A 13,958-nucleotide genomic window follows, 5' to 3' on the forward strand; every position below is an offset into this window, starting at 1 on the left:
TCTCTCCTTAAATTCCAAATAATCTATTTGCATTTTGCGTTGTAATACTCTCAACATCGCTCCTGCTAAGTCCTAAAATATCAGCCATTTTATCAGCTACATATGTCGTAAATGCTGGCTCATTTCTCTTACCCCTGTGAGGTTCAGGAGTAAGATATGGCGCATCAGTTTCAAGCACAAGTCTATCAAGCGGAATCTTAGGTAAAATTTCAACTAATTTTTTTCCATTTTTAAAAGTTAAAACGCCACCTATTCCATAATAAAATTTACTGCTTAATTCAAGCAAGATAGGACTAGCATTAAAACAATGCAAAACTCCGCCAACTAGCCTACTTTCGTACTCTTTTAAAATTTTTAGACTATCCTCGTTTGCATCTCTAATATGCACAATAAGCGGCAAACCAAGCTCCACGGCTAATTCGATTTGACTGATAAAAGCCTCTTTTTGTTTGGCTTTATAACTATCTATATCTGTTGCTGGTAGTCTAAAATAGTCTAGTCCACACTCGCCTATAGCTATACATTTTGACTCTTTAGCAAATTTACGCAAAATATCTATATCATACCCATCGATTTCATATGGATGCACTCCAGCAGCAAAGTATATATTTTCATTTGAATTTGCTATTTCTAACGCTTTTGGCAGATCATTTATATCTGCTCCTGGAATTATAATCTTTTGCACTCCGCTATCAAATGCACTTTTTATTACGCTACTAATATCATCAAATCTAGCATCATCTAAATGACAATGTGTATCTATAATCATAAAATTTCTACCCTATTTTTACCATTTAATTTTGCTTTTGTTAAAGCTTTATATCCTATATTTATTGCTTGATCAATTTTGAGCGAATTATCAAAAAGACAAACTCCTACTGAAATAGTTGGGCGAATAGCTGAGGCGACTACTAAATTTGCAACCTTTGATCTAATTTGCGCCATAATTCTTACACTCTCATCAAAGCTAACTTTATCTAAAATCACACCAAATTCACCACCGCTAAGGCGTGCTACAATCATTCCCTTTAGCTCATTTCTAAGCATAGATGCCACATGCGCTATAACTCTATCGCATAGATCAAAGCCAAATTTAGCATTTATATCTCTTAATCCATCAATATCAATAATTGCGATGCTAAATTCTGCTTTTCGCTCTGCTAAATTTTTTACATAATTAAAAAAATAACGCCTATTAAATAACTTTGTTAATGGGTCATATTTTTTATATAGTTCGATATTAATCTCATCTTGCATAGCTTTTAGATTGCTATCTACTCTATATATAATCTCCTCTTTACTAAAAGGCACAGAGATAAAATCATTTGCACCATTTTTTAGAAATTTTGCCGCCACATCATTATCGCTAGCTGCTACTACGATTAAGCCTAGATGATTTTTATCCTTTGTTTGGCGAATTTGACGCATTAAATCAAATCCATTGATAACTGGCATATTATAGGCTGTTAAAATTAGTTTAATATCTGGATTATCCTCTAAATAATTTAACGCCTCCTCGCCATGTGCTGCAGTAAAAACTTTATAAAGTTGCGAATTTAAAATCTCTTTTAGCTGATTTCTCACGCTCATAGACGGCTCGACTATCATAACCTTATAGCTACGATTTCTACATAGTCTATTAATTGTTTCAAAGATATAATTAATCGCATCAAGATTATCTTTTACTACATAATCAACAATATTTTTTTGCATAAAGAGTTTTTTTAAATTCTCATCTACACTACCAGTTAAAATAATAGCTAAGATATTTTTAGATAGTACATAATCAACCACTTCACCATCTGGTGCATCAGGTAAATTAATATCAAGTAAAGCAATAAAAAAGTCATCATTTTCCTCAATAGCCTCAATCGCCTCTGCGTAACTATGTGTTACTACGATATCCATATCAACATGTGCGTTCATCTTTTTGGCTATTAGCTTAGCTAAGGCTTTATTATCCTCGACTATAAGGACTCTCTCACGCATGATAACCCCATCTTAATTTAATATTCAAAGCCTTGATTATACTCAAATTAGACTTTAACACTCATTAAAGCAATAATTTCTTAGCAAATTCAGTCGCCTCTTGCGTTATACTTTCACCACTTATCATACGCGATAACTCCATTACTCTTTCATCTATATTTAACTCTTTTGCAGTAGAGCCTTTTATATCTTTTTGTACTAAAAAGTGATGATGGGCTTTTGAGCTAAGTTGAGGCTGATGTGAAATAGCAAAAATTTGATATAAGCTTGATAGTTCTATCAATACATTTGCTATACTCATAGCCTCTTTGCCACTTAGATTAGCGTCTATTTCATCAAGGATTAACACTCCACCGCCAAGACCGCTAATCTTAGCTTCACTAGCGATAAAAGCAAGTCTTAAACGATTTATCTCTCCACTACTTAGAGTTTTTAAATTTGAACTATTTAAATTTATATCTACTAAATCAGCACCATTTATATCTAAATTTTTACTATTTAAATCCATATCAATCTTATCCATATATAGATCTTCTAAATAGCTATTTATCATAGTTTCTAACTCTTTTATAGCTTTAAAACGCTCTTTTGTTATAGCTTCTGAAGAGCTTTTAAGCTCATTTGATAATTTTGTAAATTTAGATACTAAATCAGATTTTTGAAACTCTATATTTTCATAATGAGCTAATTCATTCTTTCTTTTTTTTAATATCTCTAGACACTCTTCTATACTTCCATATCGTTTTATTAAAGCATTTAGACTCTCTATACGATCTAAAATCTCCTCAATGTCCAATCCTTCAAACTCATCAAAATCCACGCTACTTCTAGCTATTTTAAGCTCATTTAAAGCATCGCTAAAAAATCCACTATCAATCTCGCTAATATGCAAAGCATCCATTACTGCCTTCTCATAGGCAAATATCGCTTCAGCTTTATTCCAAGCCTCTTCTATCTTGTCTTTTTTACTAAGACGCTTTTTAATAGCATTAAGCTCTTCAAATTCTCCTACCTTAGGAGAAACTTGCTCAATCTTTTCTATCTCAAATTTAGCAAAATCTCTAAGCTCATCGATCTTTTTTTCCTCTTCATTTATCTTATCTAGATCTTTTTTAACGCTCAAAAATTCACCAAATTTCTCTTTAAATTTGATTAAATTCTGATTATAATTTTTAGATTTTTTACTAGCTAAAATATCTAAAAGATTAAGCAATCTACTATTTTCAAACTCTGTAATATCTCTAGCGCTTAAATATTTTAAATGGCGACTAGCAACTAAATTTAAATTTTTTTTAGATATTGATTGATTGTTTATAAAATATCTTGTACTCTTATCTTTTAAGAGTTTAAAGCAGTTTATGCTCTCTTCTTCAATCCCAAACTCATCAAGCCCAAGCCTACACTCCACATCGGCTTCAATAAGCCTAGCATCACTATCTTTGTAGCCAAAAACGCTTAATATCGCCCCCATCAAAACGCTCTTTCCAGCACCACTCACACCAGTAAATACACTAAGCCCAGAGCCAAATTTAAGCTCTAATTCATTAAAACTTAAATAATCTTTAAGATAAATTCTCTCTATCACTGGTGCCCCCATCTTAATTTCTCTTTTAACACACCAAAGTAATCCCTTCCTTGATGTCTAAGTAGATTAACTCTAATATCACTAACGCTAATATCCACACTATCAAATTCAATTAAATCAAATCTATCTTGCCCATCTATTAGCACCACCACATCATCATTACTTCTAAACTCTAGCCTAAACTCCCTAGGCAAGACAAGCGGCCTTTGAGTAAGGCTATGAGAACATATCGGCGTAACGCTATAAGCATCACACAAAGGATGGATAATAGGCCCTCCAGCACTCATATTATACGCAGTTGAACCCATCGCAGAGCTAATTATCACTCCATCACCAAAATATGAATTAAAATGCTTTGAATTTAAAAACGCATCAATATGCGAAGTGGTATCGATCTTTTTACGCATTAAAACAATATCATTAAAGGCTAATTTTGTAGTTATTTTGCCATTTTTATTGAAATTTGCCCTAAGCATATATGGGCGTTCAATATCATAAATTCCAGCCAAAAATTGATCTAAAAATCCACCAAATCCATCCAAGGTAGAATCAGTCAAAAATCCCAAATGCCCAGTATGAACCCCATATATATAAGCCTCGCTTTGTGCTGCTCTCCTACAAGTAGCTATAAAATTACCATCACCACCAAGCGAGACTATAACCTTTGCTCTTTTGATTAACTCACTAAATTCATACCCTTCTAATGATATACTTTGAGCCACATGAGTCTCAAATATCACATCAATTGAGCGACTTTTTATAATCTTTATAATCTTTAATAACGCATCTTTTTGCTCTATTGGATCTCTAGTTGTAATTGCTATAGTATTTAAATTTTTATGAATTTTAGACATAACTCTCCCCTAAAAGCCAAATTCTACACAAAAAAATATAATATAAAGTATATCTAAAAGTCTAAATTTAACTTTAGCTAATTACTAATAAAAATCTCTAATAAAATTTTTATAAAATTTAATGTATAATTGCCACTTTTTACAAACGAAAGGATTAATATGCGGAGTCATTACTGCACCGACTTAGACGCACAAGATATCGGTAAAAGTGTCAGTCTATGTGGTTGGGCAAATTCATACCGAGACCACGGCGGCGTTATATTTATAGATCTTCGTGATAGAAGTGGAATTATCCAGCTTGTATGCGATCCAGCAGACAGCAAATCAGCACACGAAATAGCATCAAAAGTTAGAGATGAATATGTCCTAAGAGCAAAAGGCAAGATAAGAGCTAGGGGCGAAGGACTAGTAAATCCAAAGCTAAAAACCGGCGAGATTGAAGTCGTAATAGATGAGCTAATCATTGAAAATGAGAGCGCTCCACTACCTTTTGTAATCGGCGATAATAGTGTTGGTGAAGATATCAGGCTTAAATATCGCTTTTTAGATTTAAGAAATGAAGATAGCCTAAGCAAATTTCAACTTCGCTCAAAAGCTAGCATAGCGTGTAGAAATGCCCTTGATAGATTAGGATTTTTAGAGGTTGAAACCCCTATGCTAACTCGTGCTACACCTGAGGGCGCAAGGGATTATCTAGTGCCTAGCCGTGTTCATCCTGGCGAATTCTACGCCCTACCACAAAGCCCACAGCTCTTTAAACAGCTATTAATGTGCGCTGGATTTGATAAGTATTTTCAAATCGCAAGGTGCTTTAGAGATGAAGATTTAAGAGCTGATCGCCAACCTGAATTCACTCAAATCGATGTTGAAATGAGCTTTTGTGATCAAGAAGATGTGATAAAAGTTGGCGAAGAGGTGCTAAAAGATATATTTGCAGCTTGTGGGCATAATATCCAAATTCCATTTAAAAGAATGAGTTATAAAGATGCTATGGAGCTTTATGGTAGTGATAAGCCAGATCTTAGATTTGATCTAGCTATGGTTGATGTAATCGATATCTTCGCTAAATCAAATAATCAAATTTTTAGCACTCCGGCACAAGATCCAAAGAAAAATAGGGCCAAAGCTATAAAAGTCCCAAATGGAGATAATATATTTAGCAAACGCCAAATGCAAAGATTTGAAGAATTTGTCCGTAAATTTGGCGCTAAGGGCTTAGCATTTATCCAAATAAAAGATCCAAAAGATACAGCCGGACAAGATAACTGCGTAAATTTTGATGGACTTAGCCTAAAAGGGCCACTAGTTAGATTTTTTGATCCAAGCGATCTAAAAGAGCTAGTTTCTAGAATAGATCTTAAAATCGGCGATGTCGTATTTTTCGGTATCGGAGAGAAAAAAACCGTGCTTGATTATATGGGGCGATTTAGAATTTTCTTAGCTAATGAGCTTGGTATAATAGATCAAAAATCATTAGAATTTTTATGGGTTGTAGATTTCCCTATGTTTGAGCAAAATGATGATGGTAGCTACTCAGCGATGCACCATCCATTCACAATGCCTAATAACCCAGATGAGCCAAATTTAGAAGATATCACGAGCATAGCTTATGATGTTGTCTTAAATGGTGTTGAGCTTGGCGGTGGAAGCATTAGAATTCACAAAAATGATATCCAACAAAAGGTCTTTAAACTTCTTAAAATAGATGAAAACGAACAAAGAGAGAAATTTGGATTTTTACTTGATGCACTTAGTTTTGGTGCGCCTCCGCATGGTGGATTTGCTATAGGTTTAGATAGACTTATTATGCTAGTTACAAACTCATCAAGCATAAGAGATGTTATAGCATTCCCTAAAACTCAAAAAGCCTCATGTCTAATGACTCAAGCCCCAAGTGGCGTAGATGCTCATCAGTTAAGAGATTTAGGATTAAGATTAAGAGAAAAGGAAAAATAATGAAAAAGCTATTTTTAATAATAGGCGCCCCAGGCAGCGGAAAGACTACAGACGCTAGCATAATAGCTAAAAACGATTCTAAATTTAGCCACTACTCAACAGGCGATCTATTAAGAGCTGAAGTAGCTAGCGGTAGCGATCTTGGTCGCTTGATAGATAGCTTCATCTCTAAAGGCAATCTAGTCCCACTAGATGTAGTTGTAAATACCATAGTTAGTGCTATCAAATCTAGCCCTACAGAGTATATTTTAATAGATGGCTATCCACGAAGTGTAGAGCAAATGTTAGAGCTTGATAAGGTCTTATTAAATACAAATGATGTTAAACTAAGTGGCGTTATAGAAGTAGATGTAAGCGAACAAGTCGCAAGAGAGAGAGTCTTAGGCAGAGCTAGAGGCGCTGATGATAATGATGAAGTCTTTAATAATAGAATGAAAGTCTATCTAGCCCCACTTAAAGAGATTAGAGATTTTTATAGTAGCAAATCCCTACTTCGCAATATCAATGGCGAACGCACTATAGAAGAGATCGTAAGCGATATGGCAAATTTATTAAACACTATGATAAAGGAGTGAATTATGGATATAAGCAAAATCAAAGCTGGTAGTAACCCAGATAAACTAAACGCAGTAATCGAGATCCCATATGGATCAAATATCAAATACGAAATAGACAAAGATAGCGGTGCTGTCGTAGTAGATCGCGTGCTATACTCAGCTATGTTTTATCCAGCTAATTATGGATTTATCCCATCAACTCTAGCTGATGATGGCGATCCAGCTGATGTTTTAGTCTTAAACGAATACCCACTTCAAGCCGGTAGCGTGATACCTTGTCGCTTAATAGGCGTTTTGGTAATGGAAGATGAGAGCGGTATGGATGAAAAGCTCTTAGCAGTCCCAGTAACCAAAATCGACCCTAGATATGATGGTATCAAAAGCATAGATGACCTACCAAAAGCTACGCTTGATAAGATCAAAAATTTCTTTGAAACTTACAAAATGCTTGAACCAAATAAATGGGTAAAAGTCAAAGGTTTTGAAGATGCTAAAAAAGCTCAAGATATCTTAGACAAAGCTATCAAAGCTTACAAATAACCTTAATGTGGCAAAATCTTGCCACATTAGTTAAATTTGAATTATCAACTAAAGGGTTAAAATGATAATCTGCGAAGAGTCCTATCCAGAGATTTTAGACATTATCGCCTCCAAGCTCACAACTGCTGATATAGAGCTTTTATTAGTTGATAGCGATACTATGCATCAAATAAATTTAAAAGAGCGCAAAATAGATAAAACAACAGATGTTTTAAGCTTTCCGCTCCACTATGTCCCGCACTTTCCAATTGGCTCAATAGTTATAAATACAGACCTAGCAATGACTAAAGCCAATGAACTAGGACACACAATAGATGAAGAGATAGCTCTACTTTTTACTCATGGATTACTTCATATTCTTGGATATGACCATGAAAACGATGATGGACAGATGAGAAGAAAAGAAATTGAAATCTTAAATGAGCTAAATTTACCAGATAGCCTAATAGTAAGAACATTAGATGAGTAGTAGGGATTAGCCCTACTATCTTTTAGAATCTACCATTTAGTGATAGATAATATCTTCTACCTTCATCTACTCTATCATATGTATTTACATATGCATCTTTACCTTTGTTTTTATAAGTTTCAAATCCATCTGTAAAATCTTTATCAAATAGATTATATACTCCAGCATTTAGGCTCCAATTTTTATTTATCTCATATGAAGCACCCAAAGAGGCTAAAAATACATTTTGATAATACTCTCTATTTATATTATCATTCCCCATATATCTATCTATCTGCCACTCACCTTTTATCCATGGAGTGATTTTTTTAGTTATAGAGTAGTCAGCTTTAGCTACTATATTATGCTTTAAGCTTCCTTCTTCTGGTTTGCCTATGCTATCTTTAGTAGCGCTATCTTTAATCTCAGTATCTAGATATGTATAGGATAAATTTAAATTCATATCACTAATAGGTCTAAGTCCAGCGCTAACTTCTACACCCATATACTGCACTTCACCATGATTTATAGCTTGAGAGCATGAGCTACCTCCAGTAGCACTTGCGTTACAATTTCCTATATTAGGTATAGCTTCGCCTTGATTGTATGATGTGTTTGAAATTTTATCTTTAAAATCAGTGATAAATCCAGTCACAGCCATATCAAATATATCATCACTATAGCCCATGCCTAGCTCGTAGTTTATCGATGTCTCCTCTTTTAGATCTGGATTACCGTATGTTGGGGTTTTGCCTTGACCGCTATAGTTGTACTCTCCAGCTATTAGCTTATTTGCTGTAGGAGCTTTAAATCCTGTTGATACACCACCTTTAAATGTGAAGTTATCATTTAGATTATAGACTAGATACGCTCTTGGAGAGATATTATTACCAAATGTCTCATGGTAGTTATATCTAGCACCTAGTGTTAATCTTAAATTTTCTAATATCGAATACTCATCTTCAGCAAATGCCGCTATAGCATACTGGCTAAATCTGCTTGGACTAGCTATCTTATCTTGCATTTTTTCTAGTTTATACTCAGCCCCAACGCTTAATATATTACTTTGACCAATTGGAATCACAGCCTTAGTATCAGCTATATAGTCTTGAGCTAAGATATCTCTATTTTGTCCTTTATATGGATTTTGTGCTACAACTAATCTACTATCATTAGTTACGCGGTTATACTGAATACCTGAATTTATAGTAAATCCATCATACACACCCTCATGCGTTAGATAGGTTACTAACTTTTCTACATCCATAGTTGGTTCATAGCCGCCTTTTACTCCTACTGTACCAAGCTGCCCCTCTCTATTATCATAGTGATTTCTAGCATAATCTATATCAAATGTAAATGTATTTGCATCATCATGCATATAGTTTAATCTTGTGCCTATATTATAGTTATTAGCCTTTGTTGGGCTTTCACCTTGACTTCTATCTAATTCTTTACCATGTTCATTTCTATATATTACATTTGATTGCTCTCTATAACTTTGTGCATATCTAAATGTAGCGCCTAGTTTATTCTCTATTAATGGACCATCAGCATAGATATTAAATCCATATAAATTTCCCCACTGATTATCTTCATTTATTAAGGTATTTAATCCAAATGAAGCACCCCACTCATCGCTAACCTTTTTAGTGATGATATTTACCACGCCACCTAATGCCTCTGAGCCATATAGGGTACTCATAGGACCTTTTATAACCTCAATTCTTTCAATACTAGAAAGTGGTGGCAAAAATGCGTTCATCACCTCACCAAATCCATTTGGTCCTATATCGCCACTAATACCTTGGCGTCTTCCATCAACTAAGATTAGTACATATCCATTACCTAAACCGCGTATAGATATATTATTCGCACCAGTTTTGCCAGGTGCTGATATATCAACTCCTGGTATATCTGATATAGCCTCAGCCACATCTCTATATGGCTTTCTTTCTAAATCCTTTTTAGTAATGACATTCATTGTTGCTGGAGCTTCTTTAATCTCTTGAGAGAATCCCGAAGCCGTAACAACCACCTCATCTAATGCATATTTATCGCTGGCTATAGCGTAATTTGATATATATGCGATTGCAGCTACAGAAAGTAAATATTTTTTATTCATAAATTCACCTTTAAAAAATTAATAGTGGAATTATATGATAATAATTATTAAAATAGATTTAAAAGCAAGCCAAATTTAACTAAATTTAAATATCAAATAAATCAAAATATTATCTAAGTTATTATTTAAAATTCGATTCAAAAGCCTAAAAATAGATACTTTTGATTATAATTTAATAGATGAATTTAATAATATATCAAGTTTAGCTAATGTATAATTACAAATTATCCGTCTAAATTTCAAATTATAAGGGGAGCTTATGAGTAAGCAAATCGAAGGGTTTCTTGGTATAAGCGAGGATCGCAAGAAAAGTAGAATTCCTGCAAAACTCGATCTTATTCAAAGTGGAACTGGGCTATTCCTAGGACTATTTATGTGGGCACATATGCTGTTTGTATCTACCATACTATTTGGTGAAGATGTTTATAACCAAGTTGTGCATATTTTAGAGCTTAGATTTATGTATGATAGCCCAAATATGAGCTATGTTACTAGCTTTTTGGCAGCCTGTGTGCTTGTAATCTTTTTTATCCATGCTGCGCTTGGTATGAGAAAAATGCCTATCAATTTTAGACAATGGCAAATTTATCGTGCTCACGCAACTCGTATGAAACACGAAGATACAACACTTTGGTGGATTCAGGCTTGTACTGGGTTTATTATGTTTTTCCTTGGGTCAGCGCACCTAATCATCATCATCACAAATTCAGATCAAATCGCCCTACTAGCTGATGGCACACTTGGATCAGCTGAGCGTGTTTATAGCCATTTTATGTGGTTATTTTATCTAGTATTGCTTTTTGCTGTTGAACTTCACGGAAGTATCGGTCTATACAGACTATGCGTGAAATGGGGATGGTTTGAGGGCAAAGATGCCAAAGCAACTCGTAAAAATCTAAAAAAAGCTAAATGGATTTTAAGCGTATTCTTTATAGCTCTTGGACTATTAAGCCTTGGGGCATTTCTTAAAATCGCTATGAACTAGGAGTATAGTATGAATGTAAAATATTATGATGCATTAGTAATCGGCGGTGGTCTAGCTGGTTTAAGAGCTGCTGTAGCCGCTGCTGATAAGGGTCTTAGCACTGTAGTTTTAAGCCTATGTCCTGTCAAAAGAAGCCACTCTGCTGCCGCTCAAGGCGGTATGCAAGCAAGCCTTGGTAACTCAAAAATGAGTGAAGGCGATAATGAAGATGTGCATTTTGCTGATACTGTCAAAGGTAGCGACTGGGGATGCGATCAAGAAGTTGCTAGAATGTTTGTCCAAACCGCACCTAAAGCAATTCGTGAGCTTGCTAGTTGGGGCGTGCCTTGGACTAGAATCACAAAAGGCAAAAGAAGTGCTATCATAAACGCTCAAAGAACAACAATCGATGAAAAAGAAGAGGTTCATGGACTTATCCATAGCCGTGACTTTGGTGGTACCAAAAAATGGAGAACTTGCTTCACTGCTGATGCTACTGGCCATACAATGCTATTTGGCGTAGCAAATGAAGCTTTAAAACGCAATGTAGAAATTCATGATAGAAAAGAAGCTATAGCTCTTATTCACGAAAATAACCGCTGCTATGGTGCGATTGTACGTGATCTAGTAACTGGTGAGATCACAGCTTATGTAGCCAAAGGCACCCTAATCGCAACTGGTGGCTATGGCAGAATTTACAAACACACTACAAATGCCGTAATCTGTGAAGGCACAGGCGCTGCTATCGCTCTTGAGACTGGTATTGCTAGACTTGGCAATATGGAAGCCGTCCAATTCCACCCAACTCCAATTGTCCCAAGCGGTATATTACTAACTGAAGGCTGCCGTGGTGATGGTGGGATATTAAGAGATGTTGATGGATACCGCTTTATGCCTGATTATGAACCAGAGAAAAAAGAGTTAGCTAGCCGTGATGTCGTTAGTCGCCGTATAATGGAGCATATCAGAAATGGCAAAGGGGTTAAAAGCCCTTATGGCGAGCATGTCTGGTTAGATATTAGCATTCTTGGTAGAGAGCATATAGAGAAAAACTTGCGTGATGTCCAAGAAATTTGCCAAATTTTCAATGGTATAGATCCAGCTGATGAAGGTCCAAAAGGTTGGGCGCCTATTCTACCAATGCAACACTACTCAATGGGCGGAATTCGTGTCAAACCAACTGGTGAGAGCCAAACCTTAAAAGGGTTATTTAGTTGCGGTGAAGCTGCTTGTTGGGATATGCATGGATTTAACCGCCTTGGTGGAAATAGCGTTGCTGAAACCGTAGTAAGTGGTATGATTATCGGTGATTATTTCGCTGAGTATTGCGATAATAATGAAGTAGATATCCAAACCAAAACGATAGAGAGCTTTATCAATAAAAGCAAAGAATATCTAAATGAACTCATCAACAAAGATGGCAAATACAATGTATTTGAAATCAAAAATAAGATGAAAGATATAATGTGGGAACATGTGGCTATCTTTAGAACTGGCGATGGTCTAGCCAAAGCTGTAAAAGAGCTAGAAGAGCTATACAAAGAGAGCACAAATGTCAAATTAGAAAATAAAGAGCTATATGGTAATCCTGAGCTTGAAGAGGCTTATCGTGTGCCTAAAATGCTTAAACTAGCTCTATGTGTGGCTTATGGCGCACTTCAAAGAACTGAAAGTCGTGGCGCACACTATAGAGAGGACTATCCAAAAAGAGATGACGCTAACTGGTGTAAGAGAACTTTGGCATATTGGAAAGAAGGCGATACACTCCCAACACTAGAGTATGAAGAGCTAGATATTATGAAAATGGAGATGCCACCAGCATTCCGTGGATATGGCGCTAAAGGCAATATAATAGAAAATCCACTATCAGCTAAACGCCAAGAAGAGGTTGATGCTATTAGAGCAAAACTTGAAGCTGAAGGCAAAAATAGACATGAAATTCAAGATGCTTTAATGCACTATGAACTTCAACCAAAATACAAAGCATTAAACGAAAGAGCAGGTATAGGCTATGAGTAGAAAAATAAAAATTAGAGCATTTAAATACAATCCTCAAAGTAAAGTTAGCAAACCGCACTTTGCTGAGTATGAACTAGAAGAAACCGATGGTATGACACTTTTCATCGCATTAAATCAAATTCGTGAAAAATTTGATCCGGGTCTTAGCTTTGACTTTGTGTGTCGTGCTGGTATATGTGGTAGTTGTGGTATGGTCGTAAATGGTCGCCCACAACTAGCTTGTAGAACTCTTACAAAAGACTATCCAAGTGGCGTTATCGAGCTTATGCCACTACCTGCATTTAAACTACTTAAAGACTTAAGCGTTGATACAGGTAACTGGATGAATAATATGAGTAAAAGAGTTGAGAGCTGGATACACTCAAATCACACTACTGATATTAGCAAAATGGAAGAAAAAGTCGATCCAGATGCGGCTCAAGAGACCTTTGAGCTTGATCGTTGTATCGAGTGCGGTATCTGTGTAGCAAGTTGCGGAACGGCTCTTATGAGACCTGACTTTATCGGTGCTGTGGGGCTTAACCGTGTGGCTAGATTTAAAGTTGATCCACTAGATAATAGAAGCGATGAAGACTTCTATGAGCTTGTAGGTGATGATAATGGGGTATTTGGTTGTATGAGTCTTTTAGGCTGTGAAGATAACTGCCCTAAACACTTGCCACTGCAAAGCAAAATCGCCTATATGAGACGCAAACTAGCTACTGTAAAATAAACAAATTTAGCTTTTGCTCTCGTTGATAGCGTGGCTTTAAAATCCCAAATTTATTAGAATTTGGGATTTTTTATTATTTTTATTCTCCATTTTTTATTCTTTGTTTTTTATTTTTATTCTTTTATTCATCAGCAAAATTCCAATTTCATCTACCTTTATAAAATCAAATTTTAATAACTTTATAATTTTAAAAATATATTATTTTAGTT

The 13,958-nt window shown here is 35.3% G+C and carries 11 protein-coding genes and 1 pseudogene; 7 read left to right on the plus strand and 5 right to left on the minus strand.

Going from position 1 to position 13,958, the window contains the following annotated elements; all coding sequences use genetic code 11:
- Positions 1–7: 7 nt before the first annotated feature.
- From CIGNP103_RS01800 to CIGNP103_RS01815, 4 genes are all read right to left on the minus strand, one after another.
- Positions 8–769: a TatD family hydrolase gene (locus CIGNP103_RS01800; RefSeq protein ID WP_086226443.1), complete on the minus strand. Its 762-nt coding sequence runs from the start codon at positions 767–769 to the stop codon at positions 8–10.
- On the minus strand, positions 766–1,989 hold the full coding sequence (locus CIGNP103_RS01805) for a GGDEF domain-containing response regulator (protein WP_086227837.1): 1,224 nt from the start codon (positions 1,987–1,989) through the stop codon (positions 766–768). Before CIGNP103_RS01805 ends, CIGNP103_RS01800 begins: the two co-directional genes overlap by 4 nt.
- Positions 1,990–2,053: 64 nt before the next feature.
- Positions 2,054–3,574 (minus strand): AAA family ATPase, encoded by a 1,521-nt coding sequence (locus CIGNP103_RS01810; protein WP_086229462.1) that lies wholly within the window; start codon positions 3,572–3,574, stop codon positions 2,054–2,056.
- Entirely contained in the window at positions 3,571–4,428 is an 858-nt protein-coding gene (locus CIGNP103_RS01815) for an NAD(+) kinase (protein ID WP_086252589.1), read from the minus strand. Before CIGNP103_RS01815 ends, CIGNP103_RS01810 begins: the two co-directional genes overlap by 4 nt.
- 159 nt (positions 4,429–4,587) lie before the next feature.
- On the opposite strand from CIGNP103_RS01815, the gene aspS reads away from it, so the two are divergent.
- The 4 genes from aspS (at position 4,588) to ybeY (ending at position 7,950) form a co-directional block, all read left to right on the plus strand.
- On the plus strand, positions 4,588–6,384 hold the full coding sequence (aspS, locus tag CIGNP103_RS01820) for an aspartate--tRNA ligase (RefSeq protein ID WP_086252588.1): 1,797 nt from the start codon (positions 4,588–4,590) through the stop codon (positions 6,382–6,384).
- The gene (locus CIGNP103_RS01825) at positions 6,384–6,959 is read left to right on the plus strand and encodes an adenylate kinase (protein WP_086233338.1); all 576 of its coding nucleotides are present in this window, start codon (positions 6,384–6,386) and stop codon (positions 6,957–6,959) included. The genes aspS and CIGNP103_RS01825 overlap by 1 nt, the downstream gene beginning before the upstream one ends.
- 3 nt (positions 6,960–6,962) lie before the next feature.
- Positions 6,963–7,481: an inorganic diphosphatase gene (gene ppa, locus CIGNP103_RS01830; protein ID WP_086227828.1), complete on the plus strand. Its 519-nt coding sequence runs from the start codon at positions 6,963–6,965 to the stop codon at positions 7,479–7,481.
- Positions 7,482–7,542: 61 nt separating this feature from the next.
- Positions 7,543–7,950, plus strand: coding sequence for an rRNA maturation RNase YbeY (ybeY, locus tag CIGNP103_RS01835; protein ID WP_086233339.1), 408 nt, complete (start codon positions 7,543–7,545; stop codon positions 7,948–7,950).
- A gap of 22 nt (positions 7,951–7,972) precedes the next feature.
- On the opposite strand, the gene CIGNP103_RS01840 is transcribed toward ybeY, so the two are convergent.
- Positions 7,973–10,054, minus strand: coding sequence for a TonB-dependent receptor domain-containing protein (locus CIGNP103_RS01840; protein ID WP_086268484.1), 2,082 nt, complete (start codon positions 10,052–10,054; stop codon positions 7,973–7,975).
- Between the two features lie 259 nt (positions 10,055–10,313).
- Here CIGNP103_RS01840 and CIGNP103_RS01845 point away from each other — a divergent pair.
- From CIGNP103_RS01845 to CIGNP103_RS01855, 3 genes and pseudogenes are all read left to right on the plus strand, one after another.
- Positions 10,314–11,027 (plus strand): annotated as a pseudogene (locus CIGNP103_RS01845) (fumarate reductase cytochrome b subunit); the annotation flags it as partial.
- Positions 11,028–11,048: 21 nt separating this feature from the next.
- On the plus strand, positions 11,049–13,037 hold the full coding sequence (locus tag CIGNP103_RS01850; protein WP_086268486.1) for a fumarate reductase flavoprotein subunit: 1,989 nt from the start codon (positions 11,049–11,051) through the stop codon (positions 13,035–13,037).
- The gene (locus tag CIGNP103_RS01855) at positions 13,030–13,749 is read left to right on the plus strand and encodes a fumarate reductase iron-sulfur subunit (protein WP_086224159.1); all 720 of its coding nucleotides are present in this window, start codon (positions 13,030–13,032) and stop codon (positions 13,747–13,749) included. Before CIGNP103_RS01850 ends, CIGNP103_RS01855 begins: the two co-directional genes overlap by 8 nt.
- Positions 13,750–13,958 lie beyond the last annotated feature (209 nt).

The organism is Campylobacter sp. P0103, assembly GCF_002139545.1.
Lineage (GTDB): Bacteria > Campylobacterota > Campylobacteria > Campylobacterales > Campylobacteraceae > Campylobacter > Campylobacter devanensis.

Bases quoted from the DNA above. Each gene is read 5' to 3' on its own strand.
- CIGNP103_RS01800 (WP_086226443.1), bottom strand. From the start codon at position 769: ATGATTATAGATACACATTGTCATTTAGATGATGCTAGATTTGATGAT.
- CIGNP103_RS01805 (WP_086227837.1), bottom strand. From the start codon at position 1,989: ATGCGTGAGAGAGTCCTTATAGTCGAGGATAATAAAGCCTTAGCTAAG.
- CIGNP103_RS01815 (WP_086252589.1), bottom strand. From the start codon at position 4,428: ATGTCTAAAATTCATAAAAATTTAAATACTATAGCAATTACAACTAGA.
- aspS (WP_086252588.1), top strand. From the start codon at position 4,588: ATGCGGAGTCATTACTGCACCGACTTAGACGCACAAGATATCGGTAAA.
- CIGNP103_RS01825 (WP_086233338.1), top strand. From the start codon at position 6,384: ATGAAAAAGCTATTTTTAATAATAGGCGCCCCAGGCAGCGGAAAGACT.
- ppa (WP_086227828.1), top strand. From the start codon at position 6,963: ATGGATATAAGCAAAATCAAAGCTGGTAGTAACCCAGATAAACTAAAC.
- ybeY (WP_086233339.1), top strand. From the start codon at position 7,543: ATGATAATCTGCGAAGAGTCCTATCCAGAGATTTTAGACATTATCGCC.
- CIGNP103_RS01840 (WP_086268484.1), bottom strand. From the start codon at position 10,054: ATGAATAAAAAATATTTACTTTCTGTAGCTGCAATCGCATATATATCA.
- CIGNP103_RS01850 (WP_086268486.1), top strand. From the start codon at position 11,049: ATGAATGTAAAATATTATGATGCATTAGTAATCGGCGGTGGTCTAGCT.
- CIGNP103_RS01855 (WP_086224159.1), top strand. From the start codon at position 13,030: ATGAGTAGAAAAATAAAAATTAGAGCATTTAAATACAATCCTCAAAGT.